The organism is Rhizobium sp. CB3090 (genome assembly GCF_029714285.1).
Classification (GTDB): Bacteria; Pseudomonadota; Alphaproteobacteria; order Rhizobiales; family Rhizobiaceae; genus Rhizobium.
The window spans coordinates 1,671,720-1,688,568 of the sequence record NZ_CP121662.1 but is presented as its reverse complement, the minus strand read 5'-3'; the positions used below and the strand labels follow the sequence as shown (position 1 = coordinate 1,688,568).

Sequence of the window (16,849 nt, the reverse complement as noted above, 5' to 3'; positions counted from 1 at the left end):
TCGAGGATGGACATCACCATTCGATCGGCTCTTCCCGAAGATGCGGCAGCGATGGCCAGTCTGCATGTCGCCGTCTGGCGCGAAACCTATCGGACGCTGGCATCTCCCGAAGCTTTTCGCAAGCTTGATGAGGCTCACCGACAAGCCAGATGGGCGGCGACATTGGCCGAGCCCCGTCGTGACCAATTGGTGCTGCTTGCGGAGCAAGACGATCGGCTGGTTGGCATCGGTTCGGTCGGTGCGCCATCACACGCCGTTTTCGAAGGGCGCGGGGAAATACGATCCCTCTACGTCGTTCCTTCCTTGAAACGCCAGGGTCTCGGCCGTCGCCTGATGCGGGAACTGGCGCAGCATCTCGCCGCTCTCCACTATCCCGGCGCCTCCCTCAGCGTCGTTGCCGGCAATGAACCGGCAATCGCGTTTTACCAGTCGCTGGGCGGACGGATAGCAGGACGCTATATCGATCCCGGCCCGATTTGGCGATCGGACAACATCATCTTCGTTTGGGACGATTTGTCGTTGCTGCTGTAAAGCCTTCAATCCCGCAGCCGCAGCTCATCCGTCTGCATTTGCATCGAGCCCAACGTTTCCAGGAAGCTCATGCCGAGCAGACTCTGGTCGAGCTTGCCGTCTTCGGCGACGGTCGCCTGGACATCGCGGCGCTGGATCGGACCGATGGCGACGGAGCCGAGTTCGATCGGAGCAGCCCTGGCTCGGCCGTTGGCCGTGATGACCGTCATGGAATAGGTGAGGTTTTCCGGGATGATGCCGACACGCTCGGCGTCCTTCTGCGACAATGCGATGGTGCTGGCGCCGGTATCGACGAGCATGTCGATCGGCTGACCGTTGATCATTACTTGCGCCTCGAAATGACCGTTCAGCAGCTTGTGGAGGATGACTTCCTGGCCGCCTTCGCTTGTCGTGACGACGACAGCATGTCCGGGCACAAGGCCAGCCATCAGGCGGTCGCCGACCTGCTGGGCATCGCCGCGGTAGATATAGGCGGTCGCCAGTGCCATGATGATGACGAGCCAGATCAGCAGATTGCGCAGGGATTGGCTGGCCGTATGGCGGCTGGCCCAAATGCCCGCGCCTATGACCAGCACAAGCGGCACCAGATAGATGACGCCCGCAAAGTCGTCGTTATTGATGCCGAAGGTCGTGCCGTTGCTATTGTTGAAGACGAGGAGTGCGAGTCCGATGCCAATGATGGCGAGGGCTATGTTCAGGCGGCTCATACGGTGCCGCGCTCCCGCGCCAGTCGCTGGCGACGTGTTTCCCGGCGCGGCTTGCGTTCAACCGTGGCGAGACGTTCCGGCAGGACTTGCATGATTTCGCGGCGCTGATCGTCGCTATAGTTCATCCATGCGCTGATTTCCTCGCGCGTGCGTCCGCAGCCGAAGCAATAGCCGGTATTCATATCGATGGAGCAGACGAGAATGCAGGGTGTTAGCATAAGGGCATATATCGATGCTTCAAACGCACATGGCAAGAGTACAGAAAGCGGCGATCTCGCAAATCTGCTGCGTCGCACCGATGGTATCGCCGGTGTGACCGGAAAGTCTTTGGCGCACGCGCCGGGTGAGTAGAAATGCCGCGGCTGCGGTGACCAAAAGGCACAAGATAAAAGCGGGAAGCCTGAGGCTCGGCCAGAGCAGAAAAGCCGAGAGCACCAGCGCGGTGATGAGCGCCACCTGCATTGCGCCGTAATCCGGCTTGCCGGCCGAGGCGGCAATTCCGTCCGGCTTGGCGGCGGGCAGAACATACCAATGCCAGACCATGGCGCCGCGGCTGAGCGCGGCGGAGGCCGGCAAAGCGAGCGCCGCGGCAAATGGCGGAAGGCCGCGAGCAATGGCGGCGAGCGCTGCGGCGCGCAGTCCGAAAGAAAGGATCAGCGCTACGGCGCCGTAAGAGCCGATCCGACTGTCCTTCATGATGGCGAGCGCCTTGTCGCGATCCTTGCCGCCGCCAAGACCGTCAGCCGTGTCGCTCAGGCCATCCTCATGCAGGGCGCCTGTCGTCATCGTCTGGATTGCGAGTGCCAGCAGCGCTGCCATCAGCGGATCGGCATGGAAGGCAAGCAGGATGCCGAAGACGATCGCTGCGGGCAGGGCGATCAGCAGGCCGGCGAGGGGAAAGCTACGAGAAACGCGGATAAGGCTACCGTCATAGCTCTCAAAGAAAGACGGCGGCACGGGAATGCGGCTCAAGAAAGCGACGGCGCGCGCGGTATCGCGTGTGTATTCCCGAATATTCATCCTCTCCCCGCTATTCCTGCGACAGCATCGGACGTTTTTGGAGTTGTTCGCGTCGGTGCCGAAGACTAATAGAGTCGCACGCAAAGAACCTGATTTGAGACCAAAAGACAAGGAACGGCATTCATGAGCGTTACCGGCCTGCCATTCGACGATTTCCGCACGCTGCTGCGCGACCTTCCGGGCCCGGATTCCCGAGCGCTCGTCGCCGCGCGCGAGCGTGACGCACAGCTCACCAAGCCGCCGGGCGCTCTCGGCCGTCTGGAAGAGATTGCCTTCTGGCTCGCCGCCTGGACCGGCCGGTCGCCGGCCGTCAGCCGGCCGCTTGTCGCGATCTTTGCCGGCAATCACGGCGTCACCAAGCAGGGCATCACGCCGTATCCGCCGTCTGTAACGCAGCAGATGGTGGAGAATTTCGCCGCTGGCGGTGCAGCGATCAACCAGATCTGTGTGGCCTACGATCTCGGGCTGAAGGTTTTCGATCTGGCATTGGATTTCCCCACCGCCGATATCACTGAAGAGCCGGCTCTCAGCGAGCGCGATTGTGCCGCGACCATGGCCTTCGGTATGGAAGCGATTGCCGGCGGCACGGATCTGCTCTGCGTCGGCGAAATGGGCATCGGCAACACCACGATCGCGGCTGCCATTCACTATGCGCTTTATGGCGGCACGGCGGCAGAGTGGGTTGGACCTGGTACAGGTTCGGAAGGCGAGGTGCTGAAGCGCAAGATCGAAGCCGTTGAAAAGGCTGTGGCGCTGCATCGCGACCATCTTTCCGATCCGTTGGAAGTGCTGCGCCGTCTCGGCGGGCGTGAGATCGCGGCCATGGCCGGCGCCATCCTCGCCGCCCGTATGGAGCGTATCCCGGTCATCATCGACGGCTATGTCGCAACGGCTGCCGCTTCAATCCTCAAGGCCGCCAATCCGTCGGCTCTCGACCATTGCCTGATCGGCCACGTTTCGGCTGAGCCGGGGCACATCAAAGCCATCGACAAGCTTGGCAAGACGCCGCTGCTGGCGCTAGGCATGCGGCTCGGCGAAGGCACGGGTGCAGCGCTTGCCGCCGGCATCGTCAAGGCGGCTGCCGCCTGCCACTCCGGCATGGCGACGTTCGAGAGCGCCGGCGTCTCCAATAAGCATTGACGAACGAAACGGCGGAACGCGGTGATTAAGCGTTCCGCCTCCAAAATTCCGACCGACTTTCGAACTATGTCGTAAAACTGTAATGATTTCTTCGGCCGACTCGGTTGTCGGCTTGCCTTGGGAATGGCGAGACGGTATTCGCAAGGCCGCAATTGCGGTTAGGACATTGCAGGCGGGGCAGGGATGGCCGAGTTTTCGAAATCAGCAGTAACCAAGGAAACGGGGATCCGGCATTTCTTTGCCGCCGCCGGTTATTCCTGGGGCGGCTTTCAGCGCCTGCTGCAGGAATCGGCTTTCCGGCAGGAGCTGTTGTTCGCAGCCGCTGGATTGATCCTGCTCGTACTGGTCGGGGCAACGCTTGCGGAAATCATGATTGCCGTTGTGCTGTTTCTCGGCGTTTTTGCCGTGGAGGCGATGAATACGGCGGTGGAAGAAGTCATTGATCGGATTTCACCCGAGATTTCCAATGTCGGCAAGCACGCCAAGGATCTCGGCTCCTTCGCTGTCCTCTGCATGCTGGTCGCTTCCGGTCTCTATCTTCTTTATACGATCGCCAGCCATCTGTTTTTCCTCTGACAGTTTATGGCCTAAGCTTCAGGCAAAACTCTTCTTGCGACGCTCGACTAGAGGTGCATCTTCGACAGCCGGCAGACTTTGCAGCACGCGTTTGGCGGGCAGGATGGCGATGACTTCCGTGCCCTCGCGCAGCTTGGACTTCAGTATGAACTGACCGTCATGCTTAGCGAGGATCGCCTGAACGATCGGCAGGCCGAGGCCGGTACCCTGCTCGGCGCTTTTGATGGCGATCGAACCCTGGCCGAAGGCGGAAAGAACCACCGGTATCTCTTCTTCGGGGATGCCCGGACCATTGTCCTTGATCGCCACATATTGACCACCGCCGGCAGTCCAGCCGACCTTGACGGTGATCTCTCCGCCTTGCGGCGTGAATTTTACCGCATTCGAGAGGAGATTGAGGATCACCTGCCGTATGGATTTCTCGTCGGCCCAGACGGAAGGGAGCTGCGGCTCGAACTGTGGTGCGATGGAGATGTTTTTGCCACGCGCGCGTAACTGCACCATACCGATGCAATCCTCCGCCACATCCAGCAGCGAGATTGCTTCCTCGTTCAGCTCATACTTGCCGGCCTCGATGCGGGATAGATCGAGGATTTCATTGATCAGGTTGAGGAGATGCTGTCCGGAGCGGTGGATGTCGGTGGTGTATTCGCGATAGGTGGCATTGTTCAGCGGTCCCATGACCTCCGCCGACATGACCTCGGAAAAACCAAGAATGGCGTTGAGCGGCGTTCTGAGTTCATGCGACATCGAGGCCAGGAAGCGCGATTTGGCGAGGTTCGCCTCTTCTGCACGCCGGCGCGCTTCATCCGACATGGATTTCGCGACTTCCAGCTCGGCGATCAGATCATCCTTTTCCGACTGGAAAGAAAGAATCTTCAGGTTCGATTGGAACATCCGGTTGGTGATGAAGGTGAAGAAGATGACCGCGACTGCGACAGCGGCGGTGAGGGCCGCATCGACTGGATTGCGCGTCAGTGCCGCTCTGACGGCAAGGACGACGATTGCCGGTGCGAAGGAGAAAGGTACTGCGCGCGGCAGCATGAAATTTGCCATCGCTGTGACACTGATTCCAACCAACAACGCTGCGCCTTTATAGAGCGCGAAGCCGTCGCCGCCGCAGGTCGAACAGCTTTGCATGGCGAAATATGCCCAGCAAAAGCCGATGAGGAGTTGACCGAGCAGCAGCAATTGGCGCCATTTCCTGGCGCTTTCGGCGGTCATTTCGCGTTTTTTTGCGCGGCGGCCGAGCAGCATGTTGATCGCATGCGCGGATAGAGTCGGAATGGCCCAGATGAAGATCTGCCCGTCGCCCGCGAGATAGACGCCGAGCGCTGCGACGAGGACGACGAAGATCGGCATGACCGAGGCACCCTGCAGGAGGGAGTCGACATGCATCATCATGACTTCGCGGTCGAAGCTGCTGCTGTGTCCGGATTGCAGGCGCTCGCGCGTCTGCCGCACGGCCTTCGACACAGCCCTGTTGCGGTGACTGCGTGATCGGTCGACAATGATCTTATCTGTCGATGTGCTGACGCCGGTGCTCATAGATACGTTGAAATTTGGCCTGCCGAGGGCTACAGACTAGCCGCCAAATCTTAAGAAGATGCTGCTCAGAAATGATTTGTTTGCCATCTTTGCCAAGGGTTTGTTCTTTAAGGAGGCAAAAGCGTGACGCGGTCCGGCCGCCTTTTTCGTGACGGCGTGACCACATTCGCGTTGCTGGCAGTACTCGGTTTGCTAGCGTTAAAGATGAACAATCGTCCGGAACTCATTCAGACCGGGAGCTTTTATGTCGTGGACGGCGATACGCTTTCCCGCGATGGTAGCCGTTTGCGCCTGCTCGGCATCGACGCGCCGGAATATCGGCAGCAATGTCGTCGCGCTGATGTGAACTGGTCCTGCGGCGAAGAGGCTCGCAAGGCGCTTGATAAATTTATGGAGACGGGTGCAGCAGAATGTCGGGGAAGGGAACATGATCGTTACGGCCGGCTGCTGGTGACCTGCAAAGTCGGCGGCGTCGACATCAACGGCGCGATGGTGCGCAGCGGCATGGCGGTTTCTTACGGCGGCTACGCTGCCGAGGAAGCGGAGGCGCGGCAGGCGAAGGCGGGGCTTTGGGCCGGCGATTTCGAGCGGCCGCGCGACTATCGGCGCGAGGAGATGATGGCGCGCGATGGCGATCCATTGGCCGGATTAGGCGACTTTTTGCGACAGTTCATCGGATGGGATCGCTAATGGCCTGGACGCAAGGGTTGCAAGCACTGAACGAGGCTATCGCCGCCTGCCGCGTCTGCCGGGACGCGCCGCTGCGTGGCGAGGCGGATCGATTGCCGCATGAACCGAGGCCGGTTGCCGTGTTATCTGCGACTGCGCGCATCTTGATCGCCGGGCAGGCGCCGGGGCTGCGCGTGCATGAAAGCGGCCTGCCGTTCAACGATGCCTCCGGCGACCGGCTGCGACAATGGTTGGGCGTCGACCGCGATAGTTTCTACAATCCGGATCATTTTGCCATCGTGCCTATGGGGTTTTGCTTTCCCGGCTACGATGCTGCGGGCAGCGATTTGCCACCGCGCAAGGAATGCGCGCCGCTCTGGCAACAAAAAGCCATCGACGCGATGCCGCAAATCGAGCTCGTTCTCGCCGTCGGCCAATATGCCCAGGCGTGGCATCTCGGCGCGGCGAGAATGGCATCAATGACGGAAACCGTTTCGGAATGGCGGCGTTATCTCCTTACCAATCGGTCGCCGGCCGTTTTGCCATTGCCGCATCCGAGTTGGCGCAACAGCGGCTGGCTTAAGCGCAATCCCTGGTTCGAGACTGAGCTGCTGCCCATTTTGCGGGAACGTGTGAAAATCCTTGTTTCGTGAAACAAGTTTCTTTTCCTCCGGCAAAAATGCGCTATAGAGAGAATATAATTCGAAAGGGCACTCGAAATGGACCGTCTTGACCGCAAAATCCTGCGCCTGCTGCAGGAGGATTCCACTCTGGCCGTGGCCGATCTCGCCAAGAAGGTCGGACTGTCGACGACACCATGCTGGCGCCGTATCCAGAAGATGGAAGAGGATGGCGTCATACGCCGTCGGGTCGCTCTGCTCGACCCCGAAAAGGTCAACACCAAGGTCACTGTTTTCGTCTCAATCCGTACCAACAGTCACTCGATCGAATGGCTGAAGCGTTTTTCCGAGGTGATCGCCGACTTCCCGGAAGTGGTGGAATTCTATCGCATGAGCGGCGATGTCGACTATCTGCTGCGCGTCGTGGTGCCGGATATCGCCGCCTATGACGCTTTCTACAAGCGCATGATCGCCAAGATCGAAATCCGAGATGTTTCCTCCGCCTTCGCCATGGAACAGATCAAATATTCGACGGAACTGCCGCTGGATTACATGCTCCTGGAGAACGCAAAATCGAGCGACGATTGAGCGTCAAGCGATATCGTTAGGCAACGCCCGTTGCGTGAACTTCACGGCAAGGGCGTTGCCTCTTTGTCAGCGTGCCATCATTGACCGTAAGTGGCGGTGATGGAAGCGGAGGCGAGGGCGTTTGCCTGCGTCATGTAGCCCACGAGTGCCCCGCTGGCGTTGCTGTCGAGGCCGAGCTTGTCGACTTTCAACGCGGTTACGGTCAGTCTGTAGCGATGCGCCGGGCCGGGAGGCGGGCAGGCGCCGCCGAAGCCCGAGGTGCCGAAATCGGTTCTTCCCTGGATGGCTCCGGAGGGCAGACCGGTTCCCCCGGTCGATCCTGCGCCTGATGGCAGCGACTTGACGGATGCGGGGATATCGAACACGGTCCAATGCCACCAGCCGGAGCCTGTGGGCGCATCCGGATCATAGACCGTTACCACGAAGCTCTTGGTTCCCTCTGGTGCATCTTTCCAGCTTAGCGCGGGAGATATGTTTCCGCCCTTGCAGCCGAATACATTGGCCACTTGTTCGATCTTGAGCGTGCCGCTGTCCTTCATGTCGGGGCTGGCGAGTTCAAAGGCAGAGGCTTGGCCCGATGCCAGCAATGTGGCAGCCAGGGCCGCGGCGATAGAATATTTCATGACGATCTCCGTTAGTGCGACGCGGTCTGCAGCGTCGACGGCGGGAGATTGTCATTCCGCGGGCACAAGTGCTGCGCTGTTTCGATCAGTCTTTGCGCCGTTTCGATCAACTTCACGCTGATGGCCGCGAATTTCGCTTGGCGCGAAATCGAAACGCGCCCGAAAGCGCGCGGTGAAGCGGGAGGCCGAGTCATAGCCGACATCCAGCGCGATTTGCGTTACAGACTTGTCGGTCGTTTGCAGCAGGGTGAGAGCCGTCGTCATCCGGATATCAGCCAGAAGCTCGGAAAAGCTCGCTCCCGCCGCTGCCAGCTTGCGCCGCAGACTGGCCTCGCTCATGCCGATCGTCTTCGCCAGTTCTGGAGCGCGCCAGGAATAGGCCGGATCGGAATTGATGATCCGGCGCAGGCGTTCGATCGGACCGGGGTTCGCGATCGGCGCAAACCGGTGGCCGAGCGCGCCGAGCCACAACAGGATTTCGTTGACACGGGAAGCGGCGATACTGTCCGGCAGGAGAGGGCCGCTTCGGATCGCCTCGACCGCCTTGCCGTAAGCTTCTTCAAAAGCCGGCGGCATGCCGGTCAGAACCTTGACCTCCTGCACCGGCCTGGCATCGGCGAGGGCAAAATCGGCAATCAGGTTTGGCGCGAACTGCAGGGCGAGTGCCTGATAGCCGTCAAGGCCATCGGGCTCGTTGATGATGTCCGAGGTGGCGCCTTCAGGGATCAGCACGAGATCGCCGGCGCAAGCCGTCATGTCGGCGACCCGATCAAGAATGATCTTCTGGCCCTTTTGAACGAGCACCACGCCCGGAGCGTGCGACGCAAGGCGTTTGCAGAGCAGGCGCGTGCTTTGGATGATACACGCCGTCATTCCGGCTCCGTCGCGTCGGACGATATCGCGTTGGGGAAAGGCGGAATAATTATCCGAAATTTGAAACACCAGGCCTCCGCAACTCTCTTCACCGGCCGTTCTTGTCAGCGGCAGCAAATGACGCCTAGCGTAGCGAAGGTTACCCTCTTGTAAAACTGCCTTCGCTCATCGTTTGCAGAACGCAGGCGCCGCCTGGGTCCGGTAAACCGGCGGCGTCCCTTGTTGCGCCCGGGACTAAATGACTAGGCCGGATTATTTCCGGTCCAAGCGCGCCAACAGCGATGACGTGTCCCAGCGGTTGCCACCCATGGCCTGGACGTCGCCGTAGAACTGATCGACCAAGGCGGTCAGCGGCAGCTTTGCCTTGTTGCGGCGGGCTTCCGACAGCACGATGTCGAGGTCCTTGCGCATCCAGTCGACGGCAAAGCCGAAGTCGTATTTGCCGACATTCATGGTCTTGTGGCGGTTTTCCATCTGCCAGGAACCGGCCGCGCCCTTGGAGATGACATCCACCACCTTTTCGATGTCGAGGCCCGCCTGCTTGCCGAAATGGATGCCCTCGGCCAGGCCCTGAACGATGCCGGCGATGCAGATCTGGTTGATCATTTTGGTGAGCTGGCCTGCTCCAACGGCACCCATCAGGCCCACCATGCGGGCATAGGCGTCGATCACCGGCTTTGCTTTTTCGAACACGGCCTCATCGCCACCGCACATGACGGTCAGCACGCCGTTTTCCGCGCCGGCCTGGCCGCCGGAGACGGGAGCGTCGATGAAGTCCACGCCTTTTTCCTTGGCTGCGGCATGAAGCTCGCGGGCGACTTCGGCGCTTGCCGTCGTGTTGTCGATCAGGATCGCGCCCGCCTTCATGCCGGAGAGCACGCCATCCTGGCCAATCGTTACGGCGCGCAGGTCGTTATCATTGCCGACGCAGGTGAAGACGAAATCGGCGCCTTCGGCGGCAGCGGCAGGAGTGGGGGCAAACTTGCCGCCGAATTGTTTGGCCCAGGCCTCCGCCTTGGCGACGGTGCGGTTATAGACGGTGACGTCATGACCGCCCTTGACCTTCAGATGCCCTGCCATGGGATAACCCATAACGCCCATGCCGATAAAAGCGACCTTTGCCATTCGCGAAGACTCCTTCCAAGAATTTTGCCTGAAGGCTTAGCGGAAAGGCGAAGGTGACGGAAGGCCGATTTGTCAGTCAGCACGCGGGAAACCCGGAGGGTCTGACGTGTGATCGGGTTAATTCGGCCTACGTTCATCACCTTCGACATAGAGGCGCAGGTTGTCGAAACCGATTTCCGTACCCATCAATCGAGAGCCATTGTCGCCATAGCCGTCGAGAAAAACCACCTGTTCGGTGAAGAGCATTATCGTGCCGCCGGGCTCCGGAGCGAAGGTAACTGTGGCTAAGGACACCGAGATTCGCTTGTCGTCGAGCATCATGTCGAAGGCGTAGATGATGCGTTCGTTCGGCACGATATCGATGTAGCGGCCCTGGTAGGCATGTATCACGCCGTCCGTCGAGGCGACGCGGTTGCTCTCGCCGCCGCCGGGACGAAAGTCGAGCTGGAATTCCAATGGTGTCCAATCCCCATGGCAGGCGAACCACTGGCGTTTGTTTTCAGCAACTGCCCAGGCGCCAAAGACGCGTGACAGCGGCGCCTTGAAGTGGCGCTCTATGGTCAGTGTTGTGTGTTCCGTCGATCTCTCGATCATTTCACCGCAGTCTCCTCGGAATTGTCGGCCAGAAATTGGTCGAGCCGGTCAAAGGCACTGTTCCACCCCGCTTTGCGCTCGGCGATCCAGCGCTCAACCGAATCCAGCGCTTCCTTCCGTAGCTGGTAGGTGCGCACGCGGCCGATCTTTTCCGAATGCACCAGACCGCTCGTCTCCAATACGTGCAGATGCTTCATCACGGTCGGCAGTGCCATGGAAAACGGCTGGGCCAATTCCATCACCGAGGCGGGACCGCGGCCGAGGCGGTCGATCATGCCGCGCCGGCTTTGATCCGACAGGGCCTGGAACATTCGGTCGAGCGCGAGAGGATCGTCAAGCATGCGATTGTTCCGGGCGGAATCGAGCGGGCAGCTTTTGGCTATAGGGGTAGAGATGGAAGTAGGGCATTGCCTCATCGAGTACCCGCGCGAAGGACGGACGATCGAGCAGGCGCTGATAATATTGCTGCAGCCCCGTGTGCTGTTCGTCGAAGGGTACGAGCGTTTCGGCATAGAACAATGCCGGCGCTGCGGCGCAATCCGCCATGGTCAGAGTGTCGCCGGCAATCCAGAGCTTTCCAGCCAGTTGCTGCTCGATCATGCCGTAGGCGGTGCGCAACAGTGCCTGCGCCTGCGCGACGGCTTTGGGATCCCGCTCGTCTTCCGGACGACGAATATCGGCGACGATCGCCTGCATCGGCTCCTGGACGTAGAGATCGAAGAAGCGATCCCAGAGGCGGACGCAGAGCGCATCCGTCGGATCGAGCGGCAATAATGGCGTCGGGCCGGGGTAGTGCCGGTCGAGATATTCGATGATGATACTGGTTTCGGGAATGGTGCTGTCGAGCGCCTCGTCGCGCAGCACAGGGAATTTGCAGATCGGCCACAGGCGCAGCAGCGATGCACGCGACTCCTCGTTGCCAAGATCGATGATCCGGCTTTCGAAGGGCGTGCCGTTCTCATAAAGCGCCATAAGAACCTTATGGCAGAAGGAGGCGAGGGGATGCTGATAAAGGATGAGGGACATGCAATGACCTTTCCTGCATCGGGCTTATGCTGAAACTTATCTAAATGGCTAAGTAACAGATCGGCGGATCGAATGCAATCAATAGTTATCCCATTGGATAACTATTCAGGTCGGCTGCCAGAGAAATCAGATCACGCCGCGACGAGACGGGCAATCACCAGATGGCCCGGCGTCGGGTGGCCCTCTTCCATACGGACATTGATGTCGGTGATTTCGACCAGTTCGAAGCCGGTCGCGGTCAGCCGTTCGCGCACGTAGCTTTCCGCGTGGGCAAAGCGCTGATGTGGACCGACCATGTAGGGGCGGCCCGCCATGGTGCTCTCTGGCAGGGTTTCCGAGGAGAAGATGAAAAGACCGCCTGGCGTCATGTTTTCGGCGGCGCCGAAGAACAGCGGCTCCAGCGCACCGAGATAGGGTAGCACATCGGTGGCGGTGATCAGGTCGAACGGCTCCTCGTCATTGTCGTCGAGGAAATCCTCGACCTCGGCAACGAACAGCGTCTCATAGATATCCTTCTCATGGGCGACTTCGACCATGTTTTCGGAAATGTCGATGCCGGTGATGTCCTCGACAATGTCGCGCAGCGTGCCGCCCGTCAGGCCGGTGCCGCAGCCGAGATCAAGCATGCGCTTGAAGGCCCCGAGGCCGAGTGCCTGCAGCCGTTGCCGTACGAGAACGGGAACGTGATAGCCAAGCTGCTCGACAAGCACGTCCTCGAAGACTTCGGCATGCTGATCGAACAGGGTTTCGACATAGGCATCCGGCGCCTTCACCGGCGTTTCGCCGCGGCCCATCGAGGCGATGCGCACGGCTGCGCCGCCGTGGTCCTCGGGATCGATCGCCAGCACATCCTCATAGGCCTTGACCGCGGCGTCGATATCGCCGGCTTTTTCGAGCGCAAGGGCGCGGTTGTAGGCTTCCGCCAGCGCGTCTTCGTCGATTTTTTTCTTTGCCATGAGCGATCAGTCCTTCATTCGTTAGGGAGGCATTAAGGTGCTTGAAAGGCTTTTGCAATGGCCGCGTTGAAGGAGCAAAATATTCGTTCGCAACAGGGGCAGGCCATAAGGCCGTTGCGCGAAAGAAGAAAAAAGGAGGAAAAAACCATGGCCACCGAGCTCACCACGTCCCATCTCCTGGGCAGCGCCGCCGATCGGAAGCCGCCGCCCATGCCGGCGACGACGGGGGAGATCACCAATACGTTGACGCATTATTACCGCGGTGAGCTTGGGCGAATGACCAGTTGGCGCGACCGCATCGACCGGACCTCGAACTGGGCGATTACCGTCGTTGCGGCGCTGCTTTCCGTATCGCTTTCATCACCGACGTCGCATCACGGCGTATTGCTGTTCGGCATGATGCTGATCACATTGCTGTTGATGATCGAGGCGCGGCGCTATCGCTTCTTTGATGTCTATCGTGCACGGATACGGCAACTGGAACGCAGCTATTTTGCGCAGATCCTGGCACCTGAAGCCGATCTTAATCCCGATTGGGCGCTGTCGATAGCCAAAAGCCTGCGCGCACCGCGGTTTCTGCTCAGCTATTTCGAAGCGATGCAGCGGCGCCTGCGGCGGAATTATTGCTGGATGTATGCAATCCTGCTGTTGGCGTGGATCTTGAAGATCTCGACGCCGAGGCTGCAAACGGAGGGCACCCCGCAAGAGTTTGTGCATTCATGGAGCTATATTGCCGACAACGCCGCACTCGGACCGATCCCTGGCTGGCCGGTGATCGTAATCGTAGCCGTGTTCTACGCCGTCATTCTATATGGCGCATTACGTCGCGGGCCGGATGACGGTGATTTTGCCCATGGCGAAGCGCATGTCTGATCGCTTGGCAAAGCCTGATTAGTGCAGGATGAACTCTCCCTTCACCGCCCGCCACTCGGTCGCCGAGATCAGCCGGCGGTGGACATAGCGTACCGAATGTAACGGCCCATCCAGCTTCTCCTGCCAAAACTTCAAGAAGCCACGCATTTCCGGGAAATTCGGAGCGAGATCATAGTCCTGCCAGATATAGGTCTGCAGAAATTGCGGATGATCGGGCAGGCGATAGATGATCTGCGCCGTGGTCAGCCCATAGCCTTGCAACTGCTTTTGCATATCGTTGTGCATGAGGTCTCTCTTTCTGTTCCCACTGTTCTTCGTGACTCTGAGGTCACAGGAAAATGGAAACACCTCATGGTAAACCCAAGCTTTACAAAAGTGTTGCAAAAAAGAAATTTCTTCACGAAAATCAATATGATAGCAGCCTTATCAGGTGAGTGCTGCCAACCTGTGGACCATGACGAAAGGAGACGCTGTGCGGGTAAAGATCAGCGTCTCAGATGACGCGTCAGATAGGCTTCCATGCGTGCCCAGCCGTTGCGCATGATCTCGACGATGGAAAGATAGAAAATGGCCGCCCAAAGATAGGTTTGGTAGTCGTAGGTTTGGGAGAAGGCATAGCGCGTTGCGCCCATCAGGTCCAAGACCGTGATGATTGACACGGTCGCCGAGCTCTTGATCAAGAGGATGATCTCGTTGCCATAAGGGCGCAAAGCCACGATCAACGCTTGCGGCAGGATGACTTTGTAAAAGGTGACGAGTTTATGAAGGCCGAGTGACGCCGCGGCCTCGCTTTGACCGCGGTGGACGCTCTGAATGGCGGCGCGGACAATCTCGGTCTGATAGGCCGCCGTGTTCAGCGTCATGGCAAACAGGCCGCAATTGAATGGATCGCGGAAGAACCACCAGAGACCAATACTGTTAATGAAGCCGCGCGCCTGCGGAAAGCCGTAATAGACCAGGAAAATCTGCGCCAGCAGCGGCGTGCCGCGGAAGAGATAGACATAGCAATATGTTAGTCCGCTCAGAATTCTGTTCTCCGACATTCTGGCGAAAGCGAGCGGAATCGAGAGTATTGCGCCGAGAATGAAAGAAAGCCCGACCAGCTTCACCGTGATCCAGAGACCATACAAATAACTGGGGCCGAATCGGAAGAATTTCTCGTTATCCCAATTGGTGATCATCATCGCGATGAGCGCAATGCCGAGCATCGCCCAGAGGACCAGGAAGAAAAAACCGACCATGCGAGCCTTGGAGAAGCGCTTCATCGTCTCCGGTGGTGCCGGCTGCGCCGGGATCAGGACTTCAGCATAGCTCATCGGCGAAACTCCGCGCGTTTGGCCCAGCGATCAAGGTAAAGCAACCCAGCCGAGGAGATGATGGCGAGCACCAAATAGAGGCCGCAGGCAACCAAATAGAAGAAGAACGGTTCCTTTGTCGCGCGTACGGCAAGGCCTGTCTGGCGGATGATGTCAGCAAGTCCGATGACGGAAACGTAGGACGTGTCCTTCAGCAGGTTCATCCAGAGGTTCCCGAGATTGGGAAGCGAGATGCGGATCAATTGCGGCAGGATGATCAAACGCATGGTGCGGGCGCGGTGAAAGCCGAGAGCATCGCCCGCCTCATACTGTCCCTTGGGAATCGCTCTGAAGGCCGACAGCAAAACTTCGGAGCAATAGGCGGAAAAGACGATCGAGAGGGCGACCATGCCGGCGACGAAGGCATTGATCTCGACCTGTCCGGTGTAGCCCACGTAAGCGAGGGCCGTTTGCAGCAGAATCTGGATGCCGTAATAGATGATGAAGAGCGTCAGGAGTTCCGGCAGGCCGCGAAAGATGGTGGTAAAAATGCCGGCTGCGAGCCGCAGCGGCCTTTCTTCGGATTGTTGTGCTAGTGCCACAAGGAAGCCGATGATCAAGCCGAACGGCAATGTCAGGACGGCCACTGATATCGTGATTTTGAGGCCGGCGGCAATCTCATCGCCCCAGCCGGTATCTCCGCAGGCAATGACGGTGTTCTGGCCAAACAGGGTGAAGAGCCCCGCGGGGCCGCACAGTGGATCGAAGGCGTTATTCATCCAGGCCCACAAGGAGCCAAACGCGGAAAACAATCCGCTCATACCGTATTTCCCCTCGCAGCTTTTGCCGCGTTTCTCTTAATTATTCTATTAGTTGTCAAACAAAAACGGCGGAAGAGCAAGCTTCCGCCGTCGTCTTTTCCCAAGGAATCGACGGCGATCACTCGCCGTAGACGTCGAAGTCGAAATACTTGTCCTGGATCTTCTTGTAGGTGCCGTTGGCACGGATTGCAGCGATCGCAGCGTTGAACTTGTCCTTCAGCGCGGTGTCGCCCTTGCGAAGACCGATGCCGGCGCCGACGCCGTTGATTTGCGGATCGATCTTCAGCGTGCCGAGCATCTTGCAGCAATTACCGGCATCGGACTTGACCCATTCGGAGAGAACCACGACGTCGTCGATGACGGCATCGATACGGCCATTGGCGAGGTCGAGCTTATATTCGTCCGGCGACGGATAAAGCTTCAGCTCGGCGTCCTTCAGATGCACGGTGGCGTAGTTTGCGTGCGTGGTCGAGGACTGTGCGCCGATGGTCTTGCCCTTCAGAGCCTCATCGGTTGCTTCCGTTACGGTCGAATCCTTCGGCACGGCGATAGCCGGCGGCGTATTGTAGTATTTGTTGGTGAAGTCGATGGTCTTTTCACGCTCCGGCGTGATCGACATGGACGATACGATGGCGTCGAACTTCTTGGCCTGCAGGGCCGGAATGATGCCGTCGAAATCCTGGTTTACGAAGGTGCATTTGACCTTCATCTGATCGCAAAGCGCATTGGCGATATCGATGTCGAAGCCGACGAATTTGCCGGCGGCGTCGAGGGATTCGAATGGCGGGTAGGTGGCGTCGGTGCCGATGACGATCGAATCGCCGTCGGCGAGCGCTGCCCCGGCGAAAAGCGACATCGCGGCAAGCGATGCCGCGGCGAAAAGACGAGTGGAGATGCGCATTTTGATCCTCTCTGTTGGCGACCGGCGGCTATTTTTCTTCATTGGCGGCCGGCCAGAATGGAGCGGGTGCGTGGCCCGCCTGCCGCGGATATTCGTACTTTTTTTTCGCAAATTGCAACTGGAATTACAAAGCCGGTGTGTGTCACGCACACTATCTCCAAAGCGCTTGCGTGACCCGACAAAGCTGAACGGCAGCCTTCCGGCGCGTTCAGGCGGGGTTAATTTTGCGTGCCTAATTGTTCGGAACATATCACCGCTTGCCGCGATTCAGCCCTATGAGACACCGAAAATCGGCCGGGATCATCGGGCATCAGCTCCACGGGCTGAGATCCGCACCTTGGCGGATAACGATAATAAAAGGAG

The 16,849-nt window shown here is 59.0% G+C and carries 22 protein-coding genes; 7 read left to right on the top strand and 15 right to left on the bottom strand.

Features of this window, described 5'->3' with window-relative positions; genetic code table 11:
• Positions 1-6 precede the first annotated feature (6 nt).
• Entirely contained in the window at positions 7-531 is a 525-nt protein-coding gene (locus QA646_RS08195; RefSeq protein ID WP_283058564.1) for a GNAT family N-acetyltransferase, read from the top strand.
• 5 nt (positions 532-536) lie between these two features.
• Here the strand turns inward: QA646_RS08195 and QA646_RS08190 are convergent, their stop codons facing one another.
• From QA646_RS08190 to QA646_RS08180, 3 genes are read right to left on the bottom strand one after another with little or no spacing between them, the layout of a single operon-like run.
• Complete coding sequence (locus QA646_RS08190; protein WP_283058563.1) at positions 537-1,238, bottom strand: TIGR02281 family clan AA aspartic protease; 702 nt, start codon at positions 1,236-1,238, stop codon at positions 537-539.
• Positions 1,235-1,456: a DUF1289 domain-containing protein gene (locus QA646_RS08185; RefSeq protein WP_283058562.1), complete on the bottom strand. Its 222-nt coding sequence runs from the start codon at positions 1,454-1,456 to the stop codon at positions 1,235-1,237. Before QA646_RS08185 ends, QA646_RS08190 begins: the two co-directional genes overlap by 4 nt.
• A gap of 19 nt (positions 1,457-1,475) precedes the next feature.
• On the bottom strand, positions 1,476-2,258 hold the full coding sequence (locus tag QA646_RS08180) for an adenosylcobinamide-GDP ribazoletransferase (RefSeq protein WP_283058561.1): 783 nt from the start codon (positions 2,256-2,258) through the stop codon (positions 1,476-1,478).
• 123 nt (positions 2,259-2,381) lie between these two features.
• Between QA646_RS08180 and cobT the strand changes: the two genes are divergently transcribed.
• Both cobT and QA646_RS08170 read left to right on the top strand, forming a co-directional pair.
• Positions 2,382-3,398, top strand: a complete 1,017-nt coding sequence (gene cobT / locus QA646_RS08175; protein WP_283058560.1) for a nicotinate-nucleotide--dimethylbenzimidazole phosphoribosyltransferase — start codon at positions 2,382-2,384, stop codon at positions 3,396-3,398.
• 183 nt (positions 3,399-3,581) lie between these two features.
• Positions 3,582-3,974, top strand: coding sequence for a diacylglycerol kinase (locus QA646_RS08170; protein ID WP_283058559.1), 393 nt, complete (start codon positions 3,582-3,584; stop codon positions 3,972-3,974).
• 18 nt (positions 3,975-3,992) lie between these two features.
• Here QA646_RS08170 and QA646_RS08165 read toward each other — a convergent pair whose 3' ends face one another.
• The gene (locus QA646_RS08165; protein WP_283058558.1) at positions 3,993-5,522 is read right to left on the bottom strand and encodes a HAMP domain-containing sensor histidine kinase; all 1,530 of its coding nucleotides are present in this window, start codon (positions 5,520-5,522) and stop codon (positions 3,993-3,995) included.
• A gap of 123 nt (positions 5,523-5,645) precedes the next feature.
• Between QA646_RS08165 and QA646_RS08160 the strand changes: the two genes are divergently transcribed.
• The 3 genes from QA646_RS08160 (at position 5,646) to QA646_RS08150 (ending at position 7,399) form a co-directional block, all read left to right on the top strand.
• Positions 5,646-6,212 carry a thermonuclease family protein gene (locus QA646_RS08160; protein ID WP_283058557.1) on the top strand — a complete coding sequence of 189 codons (567 nt, stop codon included), beginning with the start codon at positions 5,646-5,648 and terminating at the stop codon, positions 6,210-6,212.
• Positions 6,212-6,844 (top strand): uracil-DNA glycosylase family protein, encoded by a 633-nt coding sequence (locus QA646_RS08155; RefSeq protein ID WP_283058556.1) that lies wholly within the window; start codon positions 6,212-6,214, stop codon positions 6,842-6,844. The genes QA646_RS08160 and QA646_RS08155 overlap by 1 nt, the downstream gene beginning before the upstream one ends.
• Before the next feature lie 66 nt (positions 6,845-6,910).
• A complete protein-coding gene (locus QA646_RS08150) occupies positions 6,911-7,399 on the top strand; it encodes an Lrp/AsnC family transcriptional regulator (protein WP_107108286.1) in 489 nt (162 codons plus the stop codon).
• A 77-nt stretch (positions 7,400-7,476) separates the two neighbouring features.
• On the opposite strand, the gene QA646_RS08145 is transcribed toward QA646_RS08150, so the two are convergent.
• The 7 genes from QA646_RS08145 to QA646_RS08115 all read right to left on the bottom strand — a co-directional run bounded on the left by QA646_RS08145 (position 7,477) and on the right by QA646_RS08115 (position 12,596).
• A complete protein-coding gene (locus QA646_RS08145) occupies positions 7,477-8,022 on the bottom strand; it encodes a YbhB/YbcL family Raf kinase inhibitor-like protein (protein ID WP_283058555.1) in 546 nt (181 codons plus the stop codon).
• A 51-nt stretch (positions 8,023-8,073) separates the two neighbouring features.
• Positions 8,074-8,895 carry an AraC family transcriptional regulator gene (locus QA646_RS08140; protein WP_283058554.1) on the bottom strand — a complete coding sequence of 274 codons (822 nt, stop codon included), beginning with the start codon at positions 8,893-8,895 and terminating at the stop codon, positions 8,074-8,076.
• A gap of 252 nt (positions 8,896-9,147) precedes the next feature.
• Positions 9,148-10,020: an NAD(P)-dependent oxidoreductase gene (locus QA646_RS08135; protein ID WP_283058553.1), complete on the bottom strand. Its 873-nt coding sequence runs from the start codon at positions 10,018-10,020 to the stop codon at positions 9,148-9,150.
• A 117-nt stretch (positions 10,021-10,137) separates the two neighbouring features.
• Positions 10,138-10,614 (bottom strand): SRPBCC family protein, encoded by a 477-nt coding sequence (locus tag QA646_RS08130; protein WP_283058552.1) that lies wholly within the window; start codon positions 10,612-10,614, stop codon positions 10,138-10,140.
• On the bottom strand, positions 10,611-10,955 hold the full coding sequence (locus QA646_RS08125) for a metalloregulator ArsR/SmtB family transcription factor (RefSeq protein ID WP_283058550.1): 345 nt from the start codon (positions 10,953-10,955) through the stop codon (positions 10,611-10,613). Before QA646_RS08125 ends, QA646_RS08130 begins: the two co-directional genes overlap by 4 nt.
• Positions 10,948-11,640, bottom strand: a complete 693-nt coding sequence (locus QA646_RS08120) for a glutathione S-transferase family protein (RefSeq protein WP_283058549.1) — start codon at positions 11,638-11,640, stop codon at positions 10,948-10,950. The genes QA646_RS08125 and QA646_RS08120 overlap by 8 nt, the downstream gene beginning before the upstream one ends.
• Positions 11,641-11,771: 131 nt before the next feature.
• Entirely contained in the window at positions 11,772-12,596 is an 825-nt protein-coding gene (locus QA646_RS08115) for a methyltransferase domain-containing protein (protein WP_283058547.1), read from the bottom strand.
• 210 nt (positions 12,597-12,806) lie between these two features.
• On the opposite strand from QA646_RS08115, the gene QA646_RS08110 reads away from it, so the two are divergent.
• Positions 12,807-13,469, top strand: a complete 663-nt coding sequence (locus QA646_RS08110; RefSeq protein WP_245276569.1) for a DUF2270 domain-containing protein — start codon at positions 12,807-12,809, stop codon at positions 13,467-13,469.
• Positions 13,470-13,487: 18 nt separating this feature from the next.
• On the opposite strand, the gene QA646_RS08105 is transcribed toward QA646_RS08110, so the two are convergent.
• From QA646_RS08105 to QA646_RS08090, 4 genes are all read right to left on the bottom strand, one after another.
• A complete protein-coding gene (locus QA646_RS08105) occupies positions 13,488-13,754 on the bottom strand; it encodes an usg protein (protein WP_028752973.1) in 267 nt (88 codons plus the stop codon).
• Positions 13,755-13,954: 200 nt separating this feature from the next.
• A complete protein-coding gene (locus QA646_RS08100; protein ID WP_283058546.1) occupies positions 13,955-14,785 on the bottom strand; it encodes an ABC transporter permease in 831 nt (276 codons plus the stop codon).
• Complete coding sequence (locus QA646_RS08095; RefSeq protein WP_283058545.1) at positions 14,782-15,585, bottom strand: ABC transporter permease; 804 nt, start codon at positions 15,583-15,585, stop codon at positions 14,782-14,784. The genes QA646_RS08100 and QA646_RS08095 overlap by 4 nt, the downstream gene beginning before the upstream one ends.
• Positions 15,586-15,703: 118 nt before the next feature.
• A complete protein-coding gene (locus tag QA646_RS08090) occupies positions 15,704-16,486 on the bottom strand; it encodes a lysine/arginine/ornithine ABC transporter substrate-binding protein (protein WP_283058544.1) in 783 nt (260 codons plus the stop codon).
• Positions 16,487-16,849: the final 363 nt, after the last annotated feature.

Coding starts and splice junctions, on each gene's coding strand:
- QA646_RS08105 (WP_028752973.1), bottom strand. CDS start 13,754: ATGCACAACGATATGCAAAAGCAGTTGCAAGGCTATGGGCTGACCACG.
- QA646_RS08145 (WP_283058555.1), bottom strand. CDS start 8,022: ATGAAATATTCTATCGCCGCGGCCCTGGCTGCCACATTGCTGGCATCG.
- QA646_RS08115 (WP_283058547.1), bottom strand. CDS start 12,596: ATGGCAAAGAAAAAAATCGACGAAGACGCGCTGGCGGAAGCCTACAAC.
- QA646_RS08120 (WP_283058549.1), bottom strand. CDS start 11,640: ATGTCCCTCATCCTTTATCAGCATCCCCTCGCCTCCTTCTGCCATAAG.
- QA646_RS08130 (WP_283058552.1), bottom strand. CDS start 10,614: ATGATCGAGAGATCGACGGAACACACAACACTGACCATAGAGCGCCAC.
- QA646_RS08155 (WP_283058556.1), top strand. CDS start 6,212: ATGGCCTGGACGCAAGGGTTGCAAGCACTGAACGAGGCTATCGCCGCC.
- QA646_RS08125 (WP_283058550.1), bottom strand. CDS start 10,955: ATGCTTGACGATCCTCTCGCGCTCGACCGAATGTTCCAGGCCCTGTCG.
- QA646_RS08180 (WP_283058561.1), bottom strand. CDS start 2,258: ATGAATATTCGGGAATACACACGCGATACCGCGCGCGCCGTCGCTTTC.
- QA646_RS08135 (WP_283058553.1), bottom strand. CDS start 10,020: ATGGCAAAGGTCGCTTTTATCGGCATGGGCGTTATGGGTTATCCCATG.
- QA646_RS08090 (WP_283058544.1), bottom strand. CDS start 16,486: ATGCGCATCTCCACTCGTCTTTTCGCCGCGGCATCGCTTGCCGCGATG.
- cobT (WP_283058560.1), top strand. CDS start 2,382: ATGAGCGTTACCGGCCTGCCATTCGACGATTTCCGCACGCTGCTGCGC.
- QA646_RS08150 (WP_107108286.1), top strand. CDS start 6,911: ATGGACCGTCTTGACCGCAAAATCCTGCGCCTGCTGCAGGAGGATTCC.
- QA646_RS08100 (WP_283058546.1), bottom strand. CDS start 14,785: ATGAGCTATGCTGAAGTCCTGATCCCGGCGCAGCCGGCACCACCGGAG.
- QA646_RS08165 (WP_283058558.1), bottom strand. CDS start 5,522: ATGAGCACCGGCGTCAGCACATCGACAGATAAGATCATTGTCGACCGA.
- QA646_RS08190 (WP_283058563.1), bottom strand. CDS start 1,238: ATGAGCCGCCTGAACATAGCCCTCGCCATCATTGGCATCGGACTCGCA.
- QA646_RS08140 (WP_283058554.1), bottom strand. CDS start 8,895: ATGACGGCGTGTATCATCCAAAGCACGCGCCTGCTCTGCAAACGCCTT.
- QA646_RS08185 (WP_283058562.1), bottom strand. CDS start 1,456: ATGCTAACACCCTGCATTCTCGTCTGCTCCATCGATATGAATACCGGC.
- QA646_RS08095 (WP_283058545.1), bottom strand. CDS start 15,585: ATGAGCGGATTGTTTTCCGCGTTTGGCTCCTTGTGGGCCTGGATGAAT.
- QA646_RS08170 (WP_283058559.1), top strand. CDS start 3,582: ATGGCCGAGTTTTCGAAATCAGCAGTAACCAAGGAAACGGGGATCCGG.
- QA646_RS08110 (WP_245276569.1), top strand. CDS start 12,807: ATGCCGGCGACGACGGGGGAGATCACCAATACGTTGACGCATTATTAC.
- QA646_RS08195 (WP_283058564.1), top strand. CDS start 7: ATGGACATCACCATTCGATCGGCTCTTCCCGAAGATGCGGCAGCGATG.